Origin of the sequence: Roseivivax lentus, assembly GCF_900156805.1 — a bacterium.
Classification (GTDB): domain Bacteria; phylum Pseudomonadota; class Alphaproteobacteria; order Rhodobacterales; family Rhodobacteraceae; genus Roseivivax; species Roseivivax lentus.
In genome coordinates this window covers 50,515-72,847 of record NZ_FTOQ01000003.1, presented here as the reverse complement: position 1 = coordinate 72,847, position 22,333 = coordinate 50,515, and the positions used below count along the sequence as shown (strand labels likewise).

19 protein-coding genes are annotated in these 22,333 nt (G+C 66.0%); 6 read left to right on the top strand and 13 right to left on the bottom strand.

The window, feature by feature from the left end; genetic code table 11:
• Positions 1-38: 38 nt before the first annotated feature.
• From paaZ to BW990_RS07280, 7 genes are all read right to left on the bottom strand, one after another.
• Positions 39-2,087, bottom strand: a complete 2,049-nt coding sequence (gene paaZ / locus BW990_RS07310; RefSeq protein ID WP_076446545.1) for a phenylacetic acid degradation bifunctional protein PaaZ — start codon at positions 2,085-2,087, stop codon at positions 39-41.
• Between the two features lie 26 nt (positions 2,088-2,113).
• On the bottom strand, positions 2,114-3,184 hold the full coding sequence (gene paaE, locus BW990_RS07305) for a 1,2-phenylacetyl-CoA epoxidase subunit PaaE (RefSeq protein ID WP_076446544.1): 1,071 nt from the start codon (positions 3,182-3,184) through the stop codon (positions 2,114-2,116).
• Positions 3,185-3,196: 12 nt separating this feature from the next.
• The gene (paaD, locus tag BW990_RS07300) at positions 3,197-3,718 is read right to left on the bottom strand and encodes a 1,2-phenylacetyl-CoA epoxidase subunit PaaD (RefSeq protein ID WP_076446542.1); all 522 of its coding nucleotides are present in this window, start codon (positions 3,716-3,718) and stop codon (positions 3,197-3,199) included.
• The gene (gene paaC, locus BW990_RS07295; RefSeq protein ID WP_076446540.1) at positions 3,712-4,515 is read right to left on the bottom strand and encodes a 1,2-phenylacetyl-CoA epoxidase subunit PaaC; all 804 of its coding nucleotides are present in this window, start codon (positions 4,513-4,515) and stop codon (positions 3,712-3,714) included. Before paaC ends, paaD begins: the two co-directional genes overlap by 7 nt.
• Positions 4,515-4,814, bottom strand: a complete 300-nt coding sequence (gene paaB, locus BW990_RS07290; RefSeq protein ID WP_076446538.1) for a 1,2-phenylacetyl-CoA epoxidase subunit PaaB — start codon at positions 4,812-4,814, stop codon at positions 4,515-4,517. Before paaB ends, paaC begins: the two co-directional genes overlap by 1 nt.
• A gap of 12 nt (positions 4,815-4,826) precedes the next feature.
• Positions 4,827-5,819 carry a 1,2-phenylacetyl-CoA epoxidase subunit PaaA gene (gene paaA, locus BW990_RS07285; protein WP_076446536.1) on the bottom strand — a complete coding sequence of 331 codons (993 nt, stop codon included), beginning with the start codon at positions 5,817-5,819 and terminating at the stop codon, positions 4,827-4,829.
• A gap of 75 nt (positions 5,820-5,894) precedes the next feature.
• A complete protein-coding gene (locus BW990_RS07280; RefSeq protein WP_076446534.1) occupies positions 5,895-6,773 on the bottom strand; it encodes a PaaX family transcriptional regulator C-terminal domain-containing protein in 879 nt (292 codons plus the stop codon).
• Between the two features lie 195 nt (positions 6,774-6,968).
• On the opposite strand from BW990_RS07280, the gene BW990_RS07275 reads away from it, so the two are divergent.
• From BW990_RS07275 to BW990_RS07265, 3 genes are all read left to right on the top strand, one after another.
• Complete coding sequence (locus BW990_RS07275) at positions 6,969-7,184, top strand: YgaP family membrane protein (RefSeq protein ID WP_076446532.1); 216 nt, start codon at positions 6,969-6,971, stop codon at positions 7,182-7,184.
• Between the two features lie 24 nt (positions 7,185-7,208).
• Complete coding sequence (locus tag BW990_RS07270; RefSeq protein WP_076446530.1) at positions 7,209-8,084, top strand: MBL fold metallo-hydrolase; 876 nt, start codon at positions 7,209-7,211, stop codon at positions 8,082-8,084.
• A gap of 115 nt (positions 8,085-8,199) precedes the next feature.
• On the top strand, positions 8,200-9,936 hold the full coding sequence (locus tag BW990_RS07265; RefSeq protein ID WP_076446528.1) for a SulP family inorganic anion transporter: 1,737 nt from the start codon (positions 8,200-8,202) through the stop codon (positions 9,934-9,936).
• 10 nt (positions 9,937-9,946) lie between these two features.
• Here BW990_RS07265 and BW990_RS07260 read toward each other — a convergent pair whose 3' ends face one another.
• Complete coding sequence (locus BW990_RS07260) at positions 9,947-10,546, bottom strand: gamma-glutamyl kinase (RefSeq protein ID WP_076446526.1); 600 nt, start codon at positions 10,544-10,546, stop codon at positions 9,947-9,949.
• Between the two features lie 188 nt (positions 10,547-10,734).
• On the opposite strand from BW990_RS07260, the gene recA reads away from it, so the two are divergent.
• The 3 genes from recA (at position 10,735) to BW990_RS07245 (ending at position 14,935) form a co-directional block, all read left to right on the top strand.
• Positions 10,735-11,799 (top strand): recombinase RecA, encoded by a 1,065-nt coding sequence (recA, locus tag BW990_RS07255; protein ID WP_076446524.1) that lies wholly within the window; start codon positions 10,735-10,737, stop codon positions 11,797-11,799.
• 162 nt (positions 11,800-11,961) lie between these two features.
• Entirely contained in the window at positions 11,962-14,625 is a 2,664-nt protein-coding gene (gene alaS / locus BW990_RS07250) for an alanine--tRNA ligase (RefSeq protein ID WP_076446522.1), read from the top strand.
• Position 14,626: 1 nt separating this feature from the next.
• Positions 14,627-14,935, top strand: a complete 309-nt coding sequence (locus BW990_RS07245) for a DUF1330 domain-containing protein (protein WP_076446520.1) — start codon at positions 14,627-14,629, stop codon at positions 14,933-14,935.
• An 18-nt stretch (positions 14,936-14,953) separates the two neighbouring features.
• Here BW990_RS07245 and BW990_RS07240 read toward each other — a convergent pair whose 3' ends face one another.
• The 5 genes from BW990_RS07240 to dctP form a co-directional block, all read right to left on the bottom strand.
• Positions 14,954-15,625, bottom strand: a complete 672-nt coding sequence (locus BW990_RS07240; RefSeq protein WP_076446518.1) for a DUF6639 family protein — start codon at positions 15,623-15,625, stop codon at positions 14,954-14,956.
• 73 nt (positions 15,626-15,698) lie between these two features.
• The gene (typA, locus tag BW990_RS07235; RefSeq protein WP_076446515.1) at positions 15,699-17,516 is read right to left on the bottom strand and encodes a translational GTPase TypA; all 1,818 of its coding nucleotides are present in this window, start codon (positions 17,514-17,516) and stop codon (positions 15,699-15,701) included.
• Between the two features lie 866 nt (positions 17,517-18,382).
• On the bottom strand, positions 18,383-19,741 hold the full coding sequence (locus BW990_RS07230) for a TRAP transporter large permease (protein WP_076446513.1): 1,359 nt from the start codon (positions 19,739-19,741) through the stop codon (positions 18,383-18,385).
• Between the two features lie 3 nt (positions 19,742-19,744).
• Positions 19,745-21,058 (bottom strand): TRAP transporter small permease subunit, encoded by a 1,314-nt coding sequence (locus BW990_RS07225; protein ID WP_076446510.1) that lies wholly within the window; start codon positions 21,056-21,058, stop codon positions 19,745-19,747.
• Between the two features lie 85 nt (positions 21,059-21,143).
• Positions 21,144-22,241: a TRAP transporter substrate-binding protein DctP gene (dctP, locus tag BW990_RS07220; protein WP_200798031.1), complete on the bottom strand. Its 1,098-nt coding sequence runs from the start codon at positions 22,239-22,241 to the stop codon at positions 21,144-21,146.
• Between the last annotated feature and the right edge of the window lie 92 nt (positions 22,242-22,333).

The window sequence follows — 22,333 nt, the reverse complement described above, 5'->3', positions numbered from 1 at the left end:
ATTTCGCCCCGCATTCCGCGTCGGAATGCGGCCCCGCCCTAGCTTTTCGCGACCATGGTCAGCACGTCGTATTCGGCCACCACCGCGCCCGTCTGATTGGTGACGACCGCGTCCCAGCGCACCTCGCCGTGATCGGCCTCCGCGCGCGGATTGATCGCCTTGCAGGTCAGCTGCACGCTCAGCGCGTCGCCGAAATAGACGGGCGTCCGGAAGCGCAGGTTGTCGACCCCGTAATTGGCCAGAACCGGCCCGGGATCGGGATCGACGAAGAGGCCCGCCGCGAAGGACAGGATCAGGTAGCCATGCGCCACCCGGTCGTCGAAGAAGGGGTTCGCGCGGGCCGCGTCGCTGTCCATATGCGCGTAGAAGGTGTCGCCGGTGAAGGCGGCGAAATGCGCCACATCCGCCTCTGTGACCTCGCGCGGGCCCGCGGTGATCCGGTCACCGAGCGCCAGCTCTTTCAGGGACTTGCGGAAGGGATGCACGTCTTCGCGCGCGGGCGCGCCCGCGCTCCATTCGCCCGTGACCGCGGTCAGAAGCCCCGGCTCGCCCTGAACCGCGCTGCGCATCATGAAGTGCTTCACGCCGCGCATGCCGCCCATCTCTTCGCCCCCGCCCGCGCGGCCCGGGCCGCCATGGACCAGCGGCGCCAGCGGCGATCCGTGGCCCGTCGAGGACTTGGCAGAGGTCCGGCTGCCGATCAGCACGCGGCCGTGATAGGGCGCGAGGCCGCCAACCACCTCGGCGGCGATCGCGGCATCGTTGGTGAAAAGCGAGGAGACGAGCGAGCCCTTGCCGCGGGCCGCCAGCGCCACCGCCTCCTCCGCATCGCCGTAACTCATCAGGGTCGCGACCGGGCCGAAGGCCTCCACCTCGTGGATCGCGTGGCCGCCCATGGGATCGGATGCGCGCAGCAGGACCGGGGCCATGAAGGCGCCCCGCTCCGCATCGCCCGACGCCAGCGTCACCTCGTCGGGATCGCCCGCGACGATCTCGGTCTCGGCCTGCAAGGCGGCGATCCGGTCGCGCACCGTCGCGCGGTCCTCGAGCGAGGCCAGCGCGCCCATCCGCGTCGCGTCGTCCTCGGGCAAACCGATGGTCAGCGCCGACAGCCGCGCCGACAGGGCCGCGGCGACCGCATCCTCCACGGCGCGCGGCACGATCACCCGGCGGATGGCCGTGCATTTCTGGCCCGCCTTGCCGCTCATCTCGCGCACAACCTCGCGGATGAAGAGATCGAATTCCGGGCTGTCCGGTCCCGCATCGGGCCCCAGGATCGCGGCGTTCAGGCTGTCGGCCTCCATGGTGAAGGGCACCGCGTTCTCGACGATCGCCGGATGCGCCTTCAGCTTGCGCCCCGTCGCGGCGGAGCCGGTGAAGGTCACCACGTCCTGCCCCTCCACGTGATCAAGCAGATCGCCCACGGAGCCGCAGACGAGCTGCAGCGCGCCGTCCGGCAGCACGCCCATGTCGAGGATCGCGCGCACCACCCTTTCGGTCAGATAGGCGGTCTGCGAGCCCGGCTTCACCAGACAGGGCATGCCCGCGATCAGGCTTGGCGCGATCTTTTCGAGCATGCCCCAGACCGGGAAGTTGAACGCGTTGATATGGATTGCGACGCCCCGGCGCGGGGTCAGAATATGCTGGGCGGAGAAGGTGTTATCGCCCGACAGCGCCTCCACGGGTCCTTCGGGGATGACATGCGCGTTCGGAAACTCGCGCCGCGCGCGGGAGGCGAAGGTCAGCATCGTGCCGATGCCGCCATCGATGTCGGGCCAGCCGTCGCGGCGCGTGGCGCCGGTCCAGAAATTCTCGGTATAGAAGGCCTCTTTGCCCTCCATGAGCGCGAGGCCGATCTTCTTCAGCATCAGCGCGCGCTCGTGCAGCGTATGACGGCGCAGCGCGGGCCCGCCCACGTCCCGGCCCCAGGCGAGTGCGGCCGCCATATCGAGCCCCTCAGCCCCGATCTCGGCCACGACCTGCCCCGTGGCCGCGTGATGAAGCGGCCTCAGCGCGCCCTCGCTCCGGCGCCACGCGCCCGCGACATAACTTTCCAGACGCCGCGGCGTCGCCTTTTCGTCGAACATCAATCCTCCCCGGGCCGCCCCGCGCCTCAGGCGTCGTAGGTCAGCGAAACCTTGGCCGAAAGCGGCACGCATTGGCAGGACAGAACGTAGCCCGCGCGCACCTCATCGTCTTCGAGCGCATGGTTCGTGCGCATCTCGACCTCGCCCTCGGTCACCTTCGCGCGGCAGGTCGAACAGACGCCCGCCCGGCAGGACCAGGGCGCCTCGATATCCTGCGCGAGTGCGGCATCGAGGACCGGCGTGCCGTCCATCGGCATGGTGAAGCTGCGCGTCACCCCGTCGAGCGTGACCTCCACCGCGCAGCCCTCGACGGCCGCGGATGCATCCGTCAGGACCAGCGCGTTGCGGCGCGGCGGGCTGGCGGCGAACAGCTCGAACTTGATCTGGTCATCGGTGAGACCATGCGCCCGCAGGCTCTCCGCGATGGTCAGCATCATCGGTTCCGGCCCGCAGATGAACGCCGTGTCGACGGCCTCCGCGTCGATCCAGTGGCGAAACAGCGCCTCCATCTTCTCGGCGTCGATCCGGCCCGAGAAGAGGTCGATCTCCTGGCCTTCGTTTTCCAGAACGTGAATGACCGAAAAGCGCCCGAGATAGGTGTTCTTCAGATCCTCCAGCTCCTCGCGGAACATGATCGAGGCGGTCTGCCGGTTGGCATAGACCAGCGTGAACTGCGCCTTGGGCTCGCGGGCGAGAACGGTCTTGACGATGGACAGGACCGGGGTGATCCCCGAGCCGCCGGCGAACCCGAGGTAATGCTTGCCCGCCTCGGGATCGAGCGGGGTGAAGAAGCGGCCCGCCGGGGGCATCGCCTCCAGCACGTCGCCCGGCTTGAGGTTGTCATTGGCCCAGGTCGAAAAGGCCCCGCCCGGGACCTTCTTGATGCCCACCCGCAGAACCCCGTCATCGAGCCCCGCGCAGATCGAATAGGAGCGGCGCAACTCCTCGCCGTCGAAGTCGCGGCGGAAGGTCAGGTACTGCCCTTGGGTGAAATCGAAGGCCGCCGCCGCGCCGGTCCTGGGCCGCAGCGTGACCACCACCGCGTCCCGTGTCGTCTTCCGGACATCGGTGACTTCAAGAGGGTGAAACTGTGCCATATCAGGACCTTCTCAGATGCACTTGAAGTAATCGAAGAGCTCGAGACATGCCGTGCAGCGCCACGCCGCCTTGCAGGGGGTGGAGCCGAAGCGGCTGACTTCCTCGGTGTCGTGCGATCCGCAGCGGGGGCATTCGACGGCCATGTTGCCGCCGGCCATCCGCGCCGCGCGGGAACGCAGGCGCCCGTCGCTGGCCGTGCCGTCGATGGGCGGGGCGATGCCGTATCGTTTCAGCTTCTCGCGCGCTTCGGGGGTGATCCAGTCCGTGGTCCAGGCGGGCGACAGACGGCGGTCGATGCGCAGCTTCTCCACTCCCTTGCCGCGCAGATGCGTCTCGATCTCCAACTCGATGACGCGGGCGGCAGGACAGCCCGAATAGGTCGGCGTGACCGCCACCACGAGCGTGTCGCCGTGCCAGTCGATAGCGCGCACGATGCCCAGATCGGTGACGGAAATCACCGGGATTTCCGGGTCCGGCACCTCGTCGAGCCAGCCGCGCACCGTGGCGATATCGGGCAGAACGGTGCTCACCATTCCGCCCCGGGATAGGTGCGCTGCAAAAACTGCATCTCGGCCAGAAGAAAACCCAGATGTTCCGTGTGACGGCCCGTCTTGCCGCCTGTCTGCGCGTCCTGTTTCGTCTCGGGCCGGGTCAGCGTCGCCTCGGCCAGCGTCTCCGTCACAAGTGCCTCCCAAGGCGCTTTCAAGCTATCCGCAGCGGGCCCGATCCCGGCCGCGGCGATGGCCGCATCCACCGCATCCGCGGCGAAAAGCTCCCCGGTATAGGGCCAGAGCCGTTCCAGCGCGTCCTGCATGCGGGCGCGGCTTTCCTCGGTGCCATCGCCGAGGCGGATCACCAAATCCTGCGACCTTTCAATGTGATACGAGACTTCCTTCAACGCTTTCGCGGCGATCTCCGCCACGCGCGGGCTGCGGCTGTCCACCAGCGCGCTCAGCATCTCGAAATGCCACGCATCGAACAGGAATTGCCGCATCGTGGTGAGGGCCATGTCGCGATTGGGCAGTTCCACGAGCAGCGGATTGCGAAACTTCATCGCGTCGCGCAAATAGGCGAGGTGGTCGGCGGAGCGGCCCTTCTCCTCGACCTCGCCCGCGAGTGCCAGCCACATCTCGGTATGACCGATCAGGTCGAGCGAGACATTCGCAAGCGCGATATCCTCCTCCAGCGCCGGGCCCTTGCCGCACCATTCGGACAAGCGGTGCCCGAGGATCAGCGTCGCATCGCCCAGACGGCACAGCCACTCGAAGGCCGCCGCGCCGTCATCGCCGAAAAGCGGATCACGGGTGTCAAGCGCCACCACCTCGGCCATCACATATGCCCCACATCGTCGGGAATGTCGTAGAAGGTCGGGTGCCGATAGGCCTTGCTTTCCGCCGGGTCGAACATCGGCCCCTTCTCGGAGGGGCTCGAAGCGGTGATGTCGTTGGAACGTACCACCCAGATCGACACGCCCTCCTTGCGGCGGGTGTAGACGTCACGCGCATTGCGGATCGCCATCTCGGCGTCGGGCGCGTGCAGCGATCCCACATGGCGGTGGTTCAGCCCGTGATTGCCACGGATGAAGATTTCCCACAGGGGCCATTCCCTCGAGGTCTGGGATTTGGTCATCTCTCGCGCTTCCTATTCTGCGGCGGTCTGCGCGGCGGCGCGGCGGGCGGCGGATTTCTCGGCATAGGCGGTCAGACCGTCGCGGAACCAGGCCCCGTAATCCCAGGCCTTCTGCCGCGCCTCGATCCGTTCGCGGTTGCAGGGGCCGTTGCCCTTCAGCACCTCGAAGAACTCGTCCCAGTCGGGCTCGGCGAAGTCGTAATGGCCCCGTTCCTCGTTCCAGCGGATCGTCTCATCCGGAACGGTCAGACCCAGATATTCCGCCTGCGGCACGGTCTCGTCGACGAATTTTTGCCGCAGCTCGTCATTGGTGTTCATCTTGATCTTCCAGGCCATCGACTGCGCGGAATGCACCGAATCCTTGTCGGACGGGCCGAACATCATGAGCGACGGGAACCAGAAGCGGTTGAGCGCGTCCTGTGCCATCTCGCGCTGTTCGGGCGTGCCGCGCGCCATCTTCATCATGATCGCGTAGCCCTGCCGCTGGTGGAAGCTTTCCTCCTTGCAGATGCGGATCATCGCGCGGGAATAGGGCCCGAAGGACGTGCGCTGCAGCGGCACCTGGTTCATGATCGCCGCGCCATCCACGAGCCAGCCGACCGCGCCCATATCGGCCCAGGTCAGCGTCGGGTAATTGAAGATGGACGAATATTTCATCTGTCCCGACAGCAGCTTCTCGGTCAGCGCATCCCGGCTGACACCCAGCGTCTCAGCAGCGGAATAGAGGTAGAGGCCGTGCCCCGCCTCGTCCTGCACCTTTGCCAGCAGGATCTGCTTGCGCTGCAGCGTGGGCGCGCGGGTGATCCAGTTGCCTTCGGGCAGCTGGCCGACGATCTCGGAATGCGCGTGCTGGCCGATCTGGCGGATCAGCGTCTTGCGGTAGCCTTCGGGCATCCATTCCTTGGGCTCGATCTTCTCGCCCGCGTCGATCCGGGCCTGAAAGGCGCGCTCCTCGGGCGTCATTTCGCCGTTGGATGCTTCGGATTTGACCATCTGCGCGTACATGCGACCTCCAGGGGAAGGATGTGAGTGGCGAAGGTATACCCGTTTAAAGCGTCACGGTCAAATTCAAGATCGTTATCAATGCGTGATGCTTTCACGCCGAAGCCGCTGAAGCCTCGCCTGCGTCCGCGCGGTCTCTTGCGGAAGCGGGCCCCTTGCATCCTCGAAGCGGCGCGCGATCTCCGCATCGGCGGCGTCCGCCAGCGCCAGATAGGCGGTCACGAAGGCCGCCCGCGCCGGGCCGCCGGGCCAGTCCCCGGGCAAGGCCGGTGCGGGAAGGCGCGGATCCGCGAGCGCTGCCGCGCGGAAGGCATGAACCAGCCGCAGACGCAGGGCGAGCGCGGCCTCGGGCGGCACAGCCCCGAGCATGGCCGGATCGGCGGCAAGCGGCGCGAAGCGATCGAGGAAGTCCCGGTAGGCCTCGGCCACCGCGCCGAGCGGCCAATGCGCCGCGGCGAAATCGGGCATCTGGGCGGCCCCCGCGATCACCTCCGACGCGAAGGTCAGCGCGTCAGGGCGCGCGATATCGCTGCGATCCGGTGCCACGCAGAGCCCCGTGGCGATCTGCGCCCAGCCCTCGCCGGGCAGCGCGTCGGTCATCGCCAGTAGCCATCCGGAGGCCGGGGCGGGCGGGTCATAGAGAACGCGCGCGGCGGCGGCGAACTCGGTCTCGGCGGCCTCCGTCAGCCGGTAGAACGAGGTTCGACCGACCCTTTCGCCCACCAGACGCCCCGCCGCCACCAGCCGCGACACGGCGGTCCGCACGAGGCTTTCGCTGAGCCCGTGCACCGCACCCACCTCGATCAGGCTGCGCATGGACAAGACCCCGCCGCGCGGCGCCACCGCATCGCCGTAGATCGTGACGATGAAGGCGGTGGCCCGTGGCGGCCCCGAGGAAAGGATGGCGTCCTCTGCAGGGGGCCTGCCGGATGGCTCGAAGCGCGGCTGATCGGTCATGGCACGGCAGGTTAGCCAATGCGTCGCAACGTGTCATGCAAAATCGCGAGCCGACCCAAAGGTCGGCCACCCGGATATCGACACGGCGGCGCCCGCTTTCTATTGACATATTCATAAAAACGAATACAAAGTTATCCAGTACCCCGGCAGAGGCCATTCCCGACCCCTGCCCCTCACACGCAACGGAGATTAGCCATGACCACCAATGTCGGGACCATCGACCGGATCGCACGCGGGATTCTCGGTCTTGTTCTGCTGTATCTCGCTTTCCTGTCAGGCGTGCCGGCCTTCGAGGCCGGGCTGCTGAAATGGATCGCGGCGCTCGTGGGCCTCGTGATGCTGGGCACCGCCGCGATGAGGTCCTGCCCGCTTTACACGATGCTGGGCATGTCCACCTGCCCGCGCAAGTGATCCCCGAGACCACGGAGAGCCGACATGACGGATCCAACCACCCTCCACCCGGAGGTCGAGGGCTTTTTCGACGAAGCCACCAACACGATCAGCTACATCGTGCGCGACCCCGCCTCCAATGCCTGCGCCATCATCGATTCGGTGATGGATATCGACTACGCGGCGGGCCGGATCACCTATGAACATGCCGACGCGCTGATCGCGCGGGTGCGCGAGCTGGGCTGCGATCTGCAATGGATCATCGAGACCCATGTCCATGCCGATCATCTCTCCGCCGCGCCCTATATCCAGGACAAGCTCGGCGGGAAGATCGGCATCGGATCGAAGATCCTCGTGGTCCAGGACACGTTCGGCAAGATCTTCAACGAAGGCACCGAGTTCCAGCGCGACGGGTCGCAATTCGATGCGCTGTTCGAGGATGGCGACACCTACATGATCGGCACCATGGAAGCGCGTGCGATCTACACGCCGGGCCACACGCCCGCCTGCATGACCCATGTGATCGGCGATGCGGCCTTCGTGGGCGACACGCTGTTCATGCCCGATGGCGGCTCGGCGCGGGCGGATTTCCCCGGCGGCGATGCCGAGACGCTGTACGACTCGATCCAGAAGGTGCTGGCCCTGCCCGACGACACGCGGCTTTTCATGTGCCACGATTACGGTCCCAACGGGCGCGATATCCGTTGGGAGACGACCGTGGCCGAGGAAAAGGCCCACAACATCCATGTGGGCGGCGGCAAGACCAAGGAGGAATTCGTGAAGTTCCGCACCGAGCGCGACGCGACCCTCGACATGCCCAAGCTCATCATTCCCTCGCTGCAGGTGAACATGCGCGCCGGCGAGGTGCCCAAGGACCGCGACGGGCGGCCGATGCTGAAGGTTCCGGTGAACGGGCTCTGAGCTCCGATCACCGTCCTGCTCCGCCGGCGCGATCCCTGCGCGCCGGCTCTTCTGACGGGTCGGCCTCTCCTCCCGCCGACCCGTCTTTCTTTTTCCGACCGAACCGAGGCCCGAGATGATCCAGCGGCTGCGCCAATACCTGCCGATCCTCGATTGGGGGCGGCGCTACGACAAGGCGGCGCTGACCAATGACAGCGTGGCGGCGGTGATCGTGACGATCATGCTGATCCCGCAATCGCTGGCCTATGCGCTTCTGGCGGGGTTGCCACCCGAAGCGGGCATCTACGCCTCGATCGTGCCGATCCTGCTTTACGCCGTGTTCGGCACCTCGAACGCGCTGGCCGTGGGCCCCGTGGCGGTGGTGTCGCTGCTGACGGCGTCGGCGGTGGGCCAGGTCGCCGAACAGGGCACCGCGGGCTATGCCGTGGCGGCGCTGACGCTCGCGTTCCTGTCGGGCGGGTTCCTCTTGATCCTCGGCATCTTCCGGCTGGGTTTCATCGCCAATTTCCTGAGCCATCCGGTCATCGCGGGCTTCATCACCGCAAGCGGCATCCTGATCGCCACGAGCCAGCTGAAACATATCCTCGGCATCGAGGCGCATGGCCATACCCTGCCCGAGATGATCTGGTCGCTGGCGACCCATCTGAACCAGACCAGCCTTGCCACGCTGCTCATCGGCATCACCGCGACCGGCTTCCTGTTCTGGGTGCGCAAGGGGCTGAAACCGCGCCTTCTGGCGCTGGGGCTGAAGCCGATGCTGGCCGATATCCTGACCAAGGCCGGGCCGGTGGCCGCCGTCTTCGCGACGACGCTGGTGACCTGGGGGCTGTCGCTGGAGGCGCGCGGCGTGGCCATCGTGGGCGACGTGCCGCAAAGCCTGCCGCCCCTGACCCTGCCCGGCCTGTCGCCGGACCTCATCGGCGCGCTGCTGGTGCCCGCGATCCTGATCTCGGTGATCGGCTTCGTCGAATCGATCTCGGTCGCGCAGACGCTCGCGGCGAAGAAGCGGCAGCGGATCGATCCGGACCAGGAACTGATCGGCCTCGGTGCCGCCAATCTGGGCGCGGCCTTCACCGGCGGCTACCCGGTCACCGGCGGCTTTGCCCGGTCGGTGGTGAATTTCGACGCGGGCGCCGCCACGCCCGCGGCGGGGGCCTTCACCGCGGCGGGCCTCGCCATCGCCGCCGTGGCGCTGACGCCGCTGGTCTATTTCCTGCCCAAGACCACTCTGGCGGCCACTATCATCGTCGCGGTGCTGTCGCTGGTGGACCTCACGATCCTGAAGAAGACCTGGACCTATTCGCGCCAGGATTTCGCCGCCGTCGCCGCCACCATCGTGCTGACGCTGACCTTCGGAGTGGAGATCGGCGTCGCCTCGGGCGTGATCCTGTCGCTGTTCCTGCATCTCTACAAGACGACGAAGCCGCATGTGGCCGAGGTGGGCCTCCTGCCCGGCACCCAGCATTTCCGCAACATCCTGCGCCACCGGGTGGAATGCTGCCCGTCGCTGGTGACGCTGCGGGTCGACGAGAACCTCTATTTCGTCAATGCGCGCTTTCTCGAGGACATGGTGATGGCGCGCGTCGCCGAGGATACGCATCTGAAGAACGTCGTGCTGATGTTCTCGGCGGTGAACGCCGTCGATTACTCCGCGCTCGAGACGCTGGAGGAAATCAATACGCGGCTGACAGAGCTTGGCATCGGCCTGCACTTGTCGGAGGTGAAGGGCCCGGTGATGGACCGCCTCAAGGGCACGCATTTCATCGACCATCTGAACGGGCAGGTCTTCCTGTCGCAATACGATGCCCATGTCGCGCTGGCACGCAAACCCGCGCCCATGGCGGCGCAATAGCCGCGCGCGGTCAGGCGTCGCCGATGCGGTCCCAGAGGGCGAACTCGGCGGCGCATTTGCGGCGCAGCTTCGCCTCGATCTCGGGGCTGAGCGTGAGGTCGCGACGCGGCGACACGTTCGCGCGCGGAAGGTCGATCGTCACGCCGAGCCGGTCTTCGAGGAATGCGACGATGCGGCCCTGATCCTCGTAGCGGAAGAGATGCGTGACCTCGGTGCCGTTGGGGCGCGGCTCGACGAATTTCGACTGATCGCCGATATTGGCGAAGGGCGGCCGCTCTCCCCGGCAATAGGCATCGACGAAGGCATCGAAGGAGATGTCCTTGGTCGACACGCGCTTGCCGTCGAGAAAGGGCCGCTGGCGGTAGCGATACCACGATCCCAGCCACGAGATCGGCTCGCGGATGACCGCCATGACATCCATCTGCTCGGCGCCCATCTTTTCGAACATCGGGCGGAAGAATCGGTTGTAGCGATAGACCGGCGCGTGTTTCAGCTCGGGCGGATCGTTGACGACCATGCCCGCATGAGGCGCCAGCGCCCGGGCATAGGCCGAAGTGCCGGTTTTCGGCACGGCCAGCAGCACCAGCCGCGCTTTCCAGAAAACCAACATCCGCCCGCTCCGCTCGCCGTTTTTCGTTGCGCCGTAAACTAGCCGTTAACCAAAAGCGGAAAAAGCTAGGTCTGTCGAATTTTCTTGAAATGTTCTCTCTTTGATCTCATACAAAACGGAACAAGAGGTGAACGACGCAGTCATTGCCGCGCCCTTTCGGGTGTGGAATAAGGACGGAAAGGCACAAGATGGCAGACCTACTCTCCATGGACAGCAAGCGGACGGCAGACAAGCAGAAGGCCCTCGATTCGGCGCTGGCGCAGATCGAGCGGCAATTCGGCAAGGGCTCCATCATGAAGATGGGCGGCGACAACGCGATGCGCGACATCGAGGCGACGTCGACGGGCTCTCTCGGGCTCGATATCGCGCTCGGGATCGGCGGCTTGCCGATGGGCCGGATCATCGAGATCTACGGCCCCGAATCCTCGGGCAAGACGACGCTGACGCTGCATTGCGTGGCCGAGCAGCAGAAAAAGGGCGGCGTCTGCGCCTTCGTCGACGCCGAGCACGCGCTCGATCCGCAATACGCCAAGAAGCTGGGCGTCGATCTCGACGAGCTGTTGATCTCGCAGCCCGATACCGGCGAACAGGCGCTCGAGATCACCGATACGCTGGTGCGCTCCGGCGCGGTCAACATGGTGGTGGTCGATTCGGTCGCCGCCCTGACTCCCAAATCGGAACTCGAAGGCGATATGGGCGATTCGAACGTGGGCGTTCAGGCGCGCCTGATGTCCCAGGCGATGCGGAAGCTGACTGGCTCGATCAGCCGCTCGAACTGCATGGTGATCTTCATCAACCAGATCCGGATGAAGATCGGCGTCATGTTCGGCAGCCCCGAGACGACGACGGGCGGCAACGCGCTCAAGTTCTACTCCTCCGTGCGCCTCGATATCCGCCGGATCGGCGCGATCAAGGACCGCGACGAGGTGGTGGGCAACGCGACCCGCGTGAAGGTCGTGAAGAACAAGGTGGCCCCGCCCTTCAAGCAGGTCGAGTTCGACATCATGTATGGCGAGGGCATCTCGAAGATGGGCGAGCTTGTCGATCTCGGCGTGAAGGCCGGGGTCGTGGAGAAATCCGGCGCCTGGTATTCCTATGGCGACGAACGGATCGGCCAGGGGCGCGAGAACGCCAAGACCTTCCTGCGCGAGAACACCGCGCTGGCGCTGGAGATCGAGGACAAGATCCGTGCGGCCCACGGGCTGGAATTCCATCTGGGCAAGGAAGACGACAGCGAGGTGATGGAGGGCTGACGCCCCGCCGCGCCGCTCTTCAAGCCCTTGCGGGCTTTCATCGCCCCGGGCCCCGCGGTCCGGGGCGTTTTCGTATCGGACCCGGCACTTGTGGACACCCGCCGCCCCCGGCGATACATCTCGGCGCAACCCTTTGACCCCCGGATCACGGATGCCCGCCCGATGCCCAGCCTGAACGATATCCGCTCCACCTTCCTGACCTATTTCGAGAAGCAGGGACACACGATCGTGCCCTCCTCGCCGCTCGTCCCGCGCAACGATCCGACGCTGATGTTCACCAATTCCGGCATGGTGCAGTTCAAGAACCTCTTCACCGGGGTCGAGCATCGCGACTACACCCGCGCGGCCACCTCTCAGAAATGCGTGCGCGCCGGCGGCAAGCACAACGATCTGGACAATGTGGGCTACACCGCGCGGCACCACACCTTCTTCGAGATGCTCGGCAATTTCTCCTTCGGGGATTATTTCAAGGCCGAGGCGATCCCATTTGCCTACGAGCTCATCACCCGGGAATTCGGCATCGATCACAAGCGCCTGCTGGCCACGGTCTACCACACCGACGACGAGGCCTTCGAGATCTGGAAGAAGATGGGCATCCCGGAGGATCGCATCATCCGCATCGCCACGTCGGACAATTTCTGGCAGATGGGCCCGACCGGCCCCTGCGGCCCCTGCACCGAGATCTTCTACGACCACGGCGATCACATCTGGGGCGGCCCGCCGGGCAGCCCCGAGGAAGATGGCGACCGGTTCATCGAGATCTGGAACATCGTCTTCATGCAGAACGAGCAGTTCGAGGACGGCTCGATGCGCGAGCTCGACATGCAGTCGATCGACACCGGCATGGGGCTCGAGCGGATCGGCGCGCTTCTGCAGGGCAAACACGACAATTACGACACCGACCTCATGCGCGCGCTGATCGAGGCCTCGGCCAACGCCACCTCGACCGAGCCCGACGGGCCCGGCAACGTGCATCACCGGGTGATCGCGGACCACCTGCGCTCCACCTCCTTCCTGATTGCCGACGGGGTGATGCCCTCGAATGATGGGCGCGGCTACGTGCTGCGCCGGATCATGCGGCGCGCGATGCGGCACGCGCATCTCCTGGGCGCGAAGGACCCGGTCATGCACCGTCTGGTACCGGCGCTCTTGCAGAAGATGGGCGGCGCCTATCCGGAGCTCGGCCGCGCGCAGGCGCTGATCGAGGAGACACTGAAGCTCGAGGAAATTCGCTTCCAGTCGACGCTCGACCGCGGGCTCAAGCTTCTGGACGAGGAACTGGCGCAACTGCCTGAGGGCGCGGCCCTGCCCGGCGCCGCGGCCTTCAAGCTCTACGACACCTACGGCTTCCCGCTCGATCTCACGCAGGACGCGCTGCGCGAGAAGAAGCGCACGGTGGATACCGAGGGCTTCGACGCCGCGATGGCCGAGCAGAAGGCCAAGGCGCGCGCCGCCTGGTCCGGTTCGGGCGAAGCGGCGGATGCGGAGATCTGGTTCGACATCGCCGAGGCCAAGGGCACGACGGATTTCCTCGGCTACGACACCGAGACCGCCGAGGGGCAGATCCTCGCGCTCGTCCGGGACGGCGCCGAGGTGAAATCCGCCGCCAAGGGCGAAGCCGTGCAGATCGTGCTGAACCAGACGCCGTTCTATGCCGAAGCCGGCGGCCAGGTCGGCGATACCGGCACCATCGCGACGGAGAACGGTCGCGCGACGATCACCGACACCCGCAAGGTGGCCGGCGTCTTCATCCATATCGGCACGGTCGCAGAGGGCACGCTGGCCCCCGGCGAAGCCGCCAAGCTGGAGGTCGATCACGCCCGCCGCACCAATATCCGCGCCAACCATTCGGCAACGCACCTGCTGAACGAGGCGCTGCGCCGCGCGCTCGGCGATCACGTGGCACAGCGTGGCTCGCTCAACGCGCCCGACCGGCTGCGCTTCGATTTCAGCCATGCCAAGGCGCTGACCGGCGACGAGATCGAGACCGTGGAGCGCGAGGTGAACGACTACATCCGCCAGAACGCGCCGGTGGAGACGCGGATCATGACGCCGGACGATGCGCGCGCGCTGGGGGCACAGGCGCTCTTCGGCGAGAAATACGGCGACGAGGTGCGGGTCGTGTCGATGGGCGTCGATCCGGAGGCGCAGAAGGGCACCGCCGGCGATACCTATTCGATCGAGCTTTGCGGTGGCACGCATGTGGGCCGCACCGGCGAGATCGGGCTTTTCACGCTGCTGGGCGACAGCGCGTCCTCGGCGGGCGTGCGGCGGATCGAGGCGCTGACCGGCGAGGCCGCGCTCGAATATCTGCGCGGTCAGGACCAGTTGGTCAGCCGCCTTGCGGGCGAATTGAAGACCTCGCCCGCCGACCTGCCGGGCCGGGTGCGCAGCCTGCTCGATGAGCGGCGCGCATTGCAGAACGAGGTCGCCCAGCTCAAGCGCGAGATCGCCATGGGGGGCGGTGGCTCACAGGACGGCGGTGCGGAGCCGCGCGACGTGGGTGGTGTGAAGTTCCTCAGCCAGGTGCTGTCGGGTGTCTCCGGAAAGGACCTGCGCCCGCTGATCGACGCGCACAAACAGCGCATCGGATCGGGGGCGATCCTGCTGGTGGCCGACGCGGACGGCAAGGCCGCCGTGGCCGCGGGCGTGACCGACGATCTGACCGGGACGCTGTCCGCCGTGGATCTGGTGAAGGCGGCGGTCGAGGCGCTTGGCGGCAAAGGCGGCGGCGGACGACCCGACATGGCCCAGGGCGGTGCCGCCTCGGCCGAGAACGCAGACCAGGCCATCAAGGCGGCGGAAGCCGTCATCGGAGGAGAATGAGATGCCCGCACTCTGGATCGCCCATGTGCACGTGACCGATGCCGACGCCTATGGCGAATACGCCAAGCTTGCGGGCCCCGCGATTGCCGCCCATGGCGGCGAATTCATGGCCCGCGGCGGCAAATACGTCGTGCTGGAAGGCAACAAAACCGCGGACGGCCAGGACCGCGAACGCCATGTCGTGGCGCGCTTCCCCTCGCTCGAGGCGGCGGAGGCCTGCTACCGCTCGGACGCCTACCAGGAGGCGCTGAGCCATGCGCGCAACGCATCGGACCGCGACCTGATCCTTGTGGAATTGCCCGAGGGGTAAGGCGCCCGCGCCACTGCGTCAGGGGTTTTCGTGATCGAACAGGATCGCACCTGACATGATCCCCTGCCGCCAGGCGCAGACATCCTCGCGCTGTTGCAGATGATGCCAGGCGGCGGTGGCGAAACGGTCGGGCGCCATCATCACGATGAACGGATTGATCATGTCGCGGGGCACCGGCTCGTCCGCGCCCTCTGCCCCGGCAATCGGCGCCCGATCCTGCGGCGTCAGGCTATCGATCTGATAGCCGTAAGCCATGTATTCCGCCGTCGCCATGCAGCTGGCAAACGGGCAGTCCACCTGATCGTAGAGCGCGTGGGCCAATTCATGCACCACGACGCTGTCGAAGAACCGCAAGGGCGGCACATGGGCGAAGACGCTTTCGCCGCGCAGGCCTTCGGCCATGGCCTCGGGGGTCAGAAGCTCGATGCGTCTCTCGCCGCAATGAAACAGGCCGAAACACGGCGGGTCGATGCTGTCCCTGAGCGAGACCTCCACCGGCGCGGCCAGCGACAGCCCGCATTCCGCGAAAAGCGATATCGCCAGGTCGGCGGCGGCGCAGATCCGCGCAGACAGCGCTTCGGGGGCATCCTTGACGGCGACAAGACCGTTCTCGCAGGCAGCACCGTTCGCATGCGCGATACCGGCACAAAGGATCAACGGCAGGATGGCAAAACGCACGGGTCCGGGCATGGCCCGAGCCTAGCGGCTAGCACGCGCGTCGCGCAAGGCGGACGGACCGCCCCCGGCGCGACGCTGCCGGGGCTCAGGCGGTTTTCGACATCCGCTTGCGCTCATGCGGGTCGAGATAGCGCTTGCGCAGACGGATCGCGCTCGGCGTGACCTCGACGAGCTCGTCGTCGTTGATATAGGCGATGGCCTCTTCGAGGTTCAGCGTCACGGGCGTGGTCAGCCGCACCGCGTCATCCGTGCCCGAGGCACGGACGTTGGTCAACTTCTTGCCCTTGAGCGGGTTCACCTCGAGGTCGTTCTCGCGGCTGTGCTCGCCGATGATCATGCCCTCGTAGACCTTGGCCTGCGCGCCGATGAACATCTTGCCGCGCTCCTCGAGGTTCCACAGCGCATAGGCCACCGCCTCGCCGTTCTCCATAGAGATCAGAACGCCCGCGCGGCGGCCCGGGATCGGGCCCTTGTGCGGGGTCCAGCCGTGGAACACGCGGTTCAGCACGCCCGTGCCGCGCGTGTCGGTCAGGAACTCGCCGTGATAACCGATGAGGCCGCGGGACGGCACATGCGCGACGATCCGGGTCTTGCCGACACCGGCGGGCTTCATCTCCACCAGCTCGCCCTTGCGCGCGCCCGTGAGCTTCTCGATCACCGCGCCGGAATAGTCGTCATCGACGTCGATCGTGGCTTCCTCGACCGGTTCCTCGAGGCCGTTCTCGCCGTCGCGCATGATGACCTGCGGACGCGAGATCGACAGCTCGAAGCCTTCGCGGCGCATGTTCTCGATCAGGACGCCCATCTGCAATTCGCCCCGGCCCGAAACCTCGAAGGCCTCGCCGCCCGGCGTGTCCTTGATCTTGATGGCGACGTTCGACTCGGCTTCCTTGAACAGCCGTTCGCGGATCACGCGCGACTGCACCTTCTTGCCGTCGCGGCCCGCAAGCGGGCTGTCGTTGATGCCGAAGGTCACGGTGATGGTCGGCGGGTCGATGGGCTGCGCATCGAGCGGCTCGTCCACTGCCAGCGCGCAGATCGTGTCGGACACGGTGGCCTTCGACATGCCGGCGATGGAAACGATGTCGCCCGCGATCGCCTCTTCGATGTCCTGCTGGCCGAGGCCGCGGAAGGCCTGGATCTTGGTGACGCGGAACTGCTCGATCTTCTGGCCGACGCGGGAGAGCGCCTGCACCGTCGCGCCGACCTTGAGCTTGCCGCTCTCGACACGGCCCGTCAGGATGCGGCCCACGAAGGGGTCCGCCCCCAGCGTCGTTGCCAGCATGCGGAAATCCTCGTCCTTGCGCTTCTGCTGGCGCGGGCGGGGCACGTGGTTGACGATCAGCTGGAAGAGCGCGTTGAGGTCCTTGCGTGGCCCGTCGAGCTCCGCATCGGCCCAGCCGGAGCGTCCGCTCGCGTAGAGATGCGGGAAGTCGAGCTGGTCGTCATCGGCGCCGAGATTGGCGAAGAGGTCGAACACCTCGTCGAGCGCGCGGTCGGGCTCGGCATCGGGCTTGTCGACCTTGTTCAGCACCACGATGGGCCGCAGCCCGAGCGCCAGCGCCTTGGAGGTCACGAATTTCGTCTGCGGCATCGGGCCTTCGGCGGCATCGACCAGCAGGACGACACCGTCGACCATCGACAGGATCCGCTCCACCTCGCCGCCGAAATCGGCGTGACCAGGCGTGTCGACGATGTTGATCCGGGTATCCTTCCACTCGACCGAGGTCGCCTTGGCGAGGATGGTGATGCCGCGTTCGCGTTCGAGGTCGTTGCTGTCCATCGCCCGCTCGGCCACCTGCTGGTTTTCGCGGAAGGCGCCGGATTGCTTGAGAAGCTCGTCCACGAGGGTCGTCTTGCCGTGGTCCACGTGAGCGATGATTGCGACGTTGCGCAGGTCCATGTCGTCTATCCAATATCTCGAGAGTTGCGCGCGGGGTATAGCGGGGGCCGGGAAAAGACCAGCGGTTTTCGTGCGGGAGTATCGGTCCGGGGCTTGGGACGTTGGGACAGACGACGCGGGACGGCTGCCGGGACGGTCTTTGCTCTGCGCGTGTGGTGCGCCGCGCGACCGACGCAGGGGCGATCATGGCCACAGGCACCACGGTCCTGCGCCTGCCCGGGGGCTGGCGCTCCGACTTGGGAACGCAGACGCTCTTTCCCCGCCACGTTTCTCCGCAGATCGAACGCAGGTGCGGACGGCACCGAAGCGCCAGCCCACCACGCCAAAGGCGTGACACTCCGACTGGCGCACCCGTGGTGGGCCAGGCCGGGCAGGCGCTGGAGCATGGCGGCTGCAAGCAGCCGTGTTCCGCGCTAAGGTTTCGGTGTTCGAGTGATGAATGGGCGGACTTCTCGACCAGCGCCATGCCGACGCGCCTGCCCGGGGGCTGACGCTCCGACGTGTGAACGCAGGCGCTTTATGCTAGACACGGCCCTCCGCAATAAGAACGCAAGCGCTGGCGTCGACAAAGCGCCAGCCCACCACGCCAAAGGCGTGGCACTCCCATTGGCGCACCTGTGGTGCGCCAGGCCGGGCAGGCGCTGAAGCGCGGCGGCTGCCAAGGCAGCCTTGTCCCGCGCTCGGAGGGACTGCAGTCGGCTGGATGCGGGAAACCGTCATCCTCGGGCCTGATCCGAGGGTCTCTCACCTCATAACCCATGGCACAACGTCCCACCCCGTAGGGTGGGTGAAAACCCACCGCTCCCCAAACCAGAAAAAGGGCGGCCCGAAGACCGCCCTTTCCTACGTGTCCTCACCGGACCTCATCATGGCCCGTAGACGATGTTCGGCAGCCAGATCACCACCTGCGGGAACAGCATGCAGATCACCAGACCGACGATCTGCAAGGCCAGGAAGGGCAGCGCGGCCTTGAAGATGTCCGTCATCGGGATCTCCGGCGGGGCCACCCCCCGCAGGTAGAACAGCGCGTAGCCGAAGGGCGGCGACAGGAAGCTCATCTGCATGTTCACGAGGTAGAGCACGCCGAACCACAGCACGAGATCGTTGGGATCGTCGAGGCCGAAGGCCGCGGCCCCGAGCGCCTTGATGATCGGCACGAAGATCGGCACGCAGAGCAGCAGGATGCCGACCCAGTCGAGGAACATCCCCAGCACCACCAGCAGCACCTGCATCAGGATCAGGATGCCCCAGGGGCCGAGACCCGTCGCGGCCAGGCTGTCCTGCACGAATTGCTGACCGCCCTCGAGCACGTAGAGGCCCACGAAGATCGTCGCGCCGAACATGATCCAGATCACCATGGCCGAGGCCTTCAGCGTCGTCAGCGACGCCTCGCGCACCGTCTGCCAGTCGAGCTTGCGGTGGATGGCCGCCACGATGAAAGCCCCGAACGTGCCGATGCCCGCCGCTTCCACCGGGGTTGCCACACCCGAGAAGATGACGCCGAGCACCAGCGCGATCAGGATGATCGGTGCCGACATGTTGCCCAAGAGCTTGATCTTCTCGGCGGTCGAGATGCGCTCTTCCATCGGGATCGGCGGGCCGACCTGCGGGTTGATGAAGCTGCGCAGCAGCACGTAGACAATATACATGCCCGACAACAGCAGGCCGGGGATGACCGCGCCGATGAAAAGTTCGCCCACCGATTGCTCGGCCACCACCGCGTAGATGATGGCGAGGATCGAGGGCGGGATCAGGATGCCGAGCGTGCCGCCGGCCATGATGGACCCCATGGCGATCTTCGGATCGTAGCCGCGGTTGAGCATCGCCGGAAGCGCGATGATGCCCATGGTCACCACCGCCGCCCCGATCACGCCCACCATGGCCGCAAGGACCGTGGAGGCGAGGATCGTGGCTGCAGCCAAGCCGCCCTTCACGCCGCCCAGGACCTTGTAGATCACGTCGAACATATCGTTGATGATCCCTGCCCTTTCGAGCATCGCGGCCATGAATATGAAGAGTGGAATGGCCGAGAGCTGATAGTTGGTCATCAGCGGGAAGATGCGCGACGGCACGATGTTGAGGGCGCGTTCGTCGCCCAGGATGAAGAGGAACACGCAGGCGAGGCCGCCGGTGACGAAGGCCAGCGGAAGGCCCGCCATCAGCAGCACCAGCAGCGTGCCGAACATGATCAGGGTGAGCCACCCGATACCGATCTCAAGTCCCATGGATCAGGCCTCCCCGCGCATTGCGATCTGGATGTCTTTCATCAGCTTCGACACCCCCTGCAGAACGAGGAGCAGCGCTCCGATCACCATCACCCATTTCATGGGCCACAAGGGCACCTCCCATTCGTTGAAGGAAATCTCGCCCCAGCGGATATTTCCGTCCGTCCATTGCGACATGTTCCAGTTGGCCAGCATCTCGCCCGTGGGGATTTCCCCGCGCGCCCACTGGCTGATCAGACCGTTGCCGGAGGGCACGGCGATCGCGTCCATCGCGAAGATCCAGCTCGTGGCCAGAAGCGTGAAGGCGAAGATGAAGAAAAACACCGAGGTCGTGATATCGACCCAGGCTTTCTTCTTCTTGGGCAGCGGCGCGTAGAAGATATCGACGCGCACATGCTGCTCGGTCAGCATCGCGTAAGAGCCGGCGATGAGGTATTGCATCCCGAACATCAGGTACATCGCCTCATGCGCCCAGTTCGTCGGGCTGCCGAAGACGTAGCGCGAGATCACCTCGAAATAGTAGACGAAGACCGCGATCACCGCCCAATAGGCAGTGAATTCACCGGCGAAGAGACAGACCCGGTCGAGCCCGTTCTTCACGAAGCGCGAGTCTTCCTCCATCACGCCGATGCCCGCCTCGCGCAGCTTGCGGTCGTTCTCGGTCTCGACCTCGACGGGCAGGTTGGCATTGGCGCGGCGCACCAGCCAAGGCATCAGCAGCGCGTCGATGGCCATCATGACGAGCAGCAGGTAAAGCGCGTTGCGCCCCACCGTCGTGTCCCAGAACACCCGTTCGGCGCGCGCGGCCTCCAGCGGCTCGTTCAGTTCGTCAAGCGCGGCATTGGCCTCGTCGAGGCTGGCCTGACCCTGCTCGATCGTGCGCTCGGCGCGCTCCAGCCGGCGTTCCGCGGCGCGCTGCTGGAAAGACCCCTCCTCGGCCTCGGCCAGATCGGCGCGGAACCCCGCGATATCGGCGCGCGCCTCCGAGACCCGGCTCTCCTCGCGCTCGATCACCCGCAGCGCGACGCGCTCCTCGTTGGCGAGGTTCGACACGACGGTCCGCGCCGTCTGCTGCTGGCCGTTGGCGTAGAGGATCACGAGGAAGACCGGGATGAAGATCAGTCCCAGCATGTTCTTCACGTAGAACCGGTGCAGACCCAGCATGCCGCCGGTCACGAGGATCATGTAGCCAAGCGCCACGGAATACTGCTTGTGGACCACCTTCGGGCGCTTCGCGAGCGCCATGGCGATCAACGGGAAGACGATCAGTCCCACCCAATAGAGCCAATGCGGCAGCGTGAAACTCAAACTGGGCATGTCCTGTCCCCTTTATTGGTGTTTTGACATGTAGACCGCCCGGCACGATGCGTGCCGGGCGGCTGTTTCAGGTCGCGATCGCGCCTCAGAGATCGAGCGTCAGACCCTGCGTCAGCGCCGGATCGACATAGCCGAGCGAGCCCGACATCATGTAGTCGAGCTGGATCTTGAAGACCCGCGCCGCGTTCGGGTCGCGGTTGGCATAGTCGAACCAGATCGGCACAGCCACTTCGGTCATCAGCTCCACGTCGTCCTGCGTCAGACGCGTCACCTCGGTGCCGTCGGCCTCGAACTTGCCCCAGGCTTCCTGGTCGGCGGCCTGGATCGCGGCATGGTGCATGTCGGAATAGACATGCGTCTCCATCTCGACGAATTGCTGCATCTGCGGCGACAGCGCGTTCCACGCATCCATGCCGACGGTGATGTCCATGATGTCGACCGGCTGGTAGAGCGACATGAAGCCCGGAGGGCCCATGACGATGTAGTCGGTGACCTGGGAGAAGCCGAGCGCGTAGTTCACCGCGGGACCCACGTAATCGGCCACGTCGATTGTGCCCTTCTCGAGCGCCGGGAAGATCTCGGAGCCCGGAAGAACCGTGGTTTCGGCCCCGATCTCGGTGAAGATCTCCGCGACCATGCCGCCCGGCAGGCGCATCTTGCGGCCGGCGAAATCGTCGATGGAGCGGATCGGCACCTTCGAGTGGATGATGTTCGGGCCGTGATGGACCGGACCCACGAACATCAGGCCCTGCTCGGCGTAAAGCTCGCGGGCGATGTCGAGGCCGCCGAGGCCATAGTAGAACACGTCGAATTCGTGCGGGTTGCGCAGACCGAGCGGGATGGACGTCAGGAACGTCGCTGCCGGAATGATGCCCTGACCGTAGATGGTGAAGGGGTTCACCGCGTCCAGAACGCCGTTCTTCACCGCGTCATAGAGCTGGAAGTCGCCCACGACGTCGTTGGCGCCGAAGGCTTGGAAGGCCAGCTCGCCGCCGGTCTTTTCCTCGATCGAGGCGCACCAGTCCTTGAAGATCTGCAGCCCCGCGCCGCCGGGCCAGGATGTCTGGATCTTCCAGGTGGTGCCATGGGCCGCCGCCGATGCGATATGGGGTGCCGCGAGCGTCGCCGCACCGGCACCGGCAAGCGTCCGAAGCGCGTGGCGCCGCGTTGTTTTCTGAATCATGATGCCCTCCCTAGGGTATTTTTCTTTTGCCAGAGGCATGCGCTTTCAAGGGCTTGAGCGGCGAAGGCTTCTTGCGATCCGCCGATCATCGC

What these genes read in the sequence shown, in the direction of transcription:
- paaZ (WP_076446545.1), bottom strand. Translation starts at nt 2,087, where the DNA reads ATGTTCGACGAAAAGGCGACGCCGCGGCGTCTGGAAAGTTATGTCGCG.
- paaE (WP_076446544.1), bottom strand. Translation starts at nt 3,184, where the DNA reads ATGGCACAGTTTCACCCTCTTGAAGTCACCGATGTCCGGAAGACGACA.
- paaD (WP_076446542.1), bottom strand. Translation starts at nt 3,718, where the DNA reads ATGGTGAGCACCGTTCTGCCCGATATCGCCACGGTGCGCGGCTGGCTC.
- paaC (WP_076446540.1), bottom strand. Translation starts at nt 4,515, where the DNA reads ATGGCCGAGGTGGTGGCGCTTGACACCCGTGATCCGCTTTTCGGCGAT.
- paaB (WP_076446538.1), bottom strand. Translation starts at nt 4,814, where the DNA reads ATGACCAAATCCCAGACCTCGAGGGAATGGCCCCTGTGGGAAATCTTC.
- paaA (WP_076446536.1), bottom strand. Translation starts at nt 5,819, where the DNA reads ATGTACGCGCAGATGGTCAAATCCGAAGCATCCAACGGCGAAATGACG.
- BW990_RS07280 (WP_076446534.1), bottom strand. Translation starts at nt 6,773, where the DNA reads ATGACCGATCAGCCGCGCTTCGAGCCATCCGGCAGGCCCCCTGCAGAG.
- BW990_RS07275 (WP_076446532.1), top strand. Translation starts at nt 6,969, where the DNA reads ATGACCACCAATGTCGGGACCATCGACCGGATCGCACGCGGGATTCTC.
- BW990_RS07270 (WP_076446530.1), top strand. Translation starts at nt 7,209, where the DNA reads ATGACGGATCCAACCACCCTCCACCCGGAGGTCGAGGGCTTTTTCGAC.
- BW990_RS07265 (WP_076446528.1), top strand. Translation starts at nt 8,200, where the DNA reads ATGATCCAGCGGCTGCGCCAATACCTGCCGATCCTCGATTGGGGGCGG.
- BW990_RS07260 (WP_076446526.1), bottom strand. Translation starts at nt 10,546, where the DNA reads ATGTTGGTTTTCTGGAAAGCGCGGCTGGTGCTGCTGGCCGTGCCGAAA.
- recA (WP_076446524.1), top strand. Translation starts at nt 10,735, where the DNA reads ATGGCAGACCTACTCTCCATGGACAGCAAGCGGACGGCAGACAAGCAG.
- alaS (WP_076446522.1), top strand. Translation starts at nt 11,962, where the DNA reads ATGCCCAGCCTGAACGATATCCGCTCCACCTTCCTGACCTATTTCGAG.
- BW990_RS07245 (WP_076446520.1), top strand. Translation starts at nt 14,627, where the DNA reads ATGCCCGCACTCTGGATCGCCCATGTGCACGTGACCGATGCCGACGCC.
- BW990_RS07240 (WP_076446518.1), bottom strand. Translation starts at nt 15,625, where the DNA reads ATGCCCGGACCCGTGCGTTTTGCCATCCTGCCGTTGATCCTTTGTGCC.
- typA (WP_076446515.1), bottom strand. Translation starts at nt 17,516, where the DNA reads ATGGACCTGCGCAACGTCGCAATCATCGCTCACGTGGACCACGGCAAG.
- BW990_RS07230 (WP_076446513.1), bottom strand. Translation starts at nt 19,741, where the DNA reads ATGGGACTTGAGATCGGTATCGGGTGGCTCACCCTGATCATGTTCGGC.
- BW990_RS07225 (WP_076446510.1), bottom strand. Translation starts at nt 21,058, where the DNA reads ATGCCCAGTTTGAGTTTCACGCTGCCGCATTGGCTCTATTGGGTGGGA.
- dctP (WP_200798031.1), bottom strand. Translation starts at nt 22,241, where the DNA reads ATGATTCAGAAAACAACGCGGCGCCACGCGCTTCGGACGCTTGCCGGT.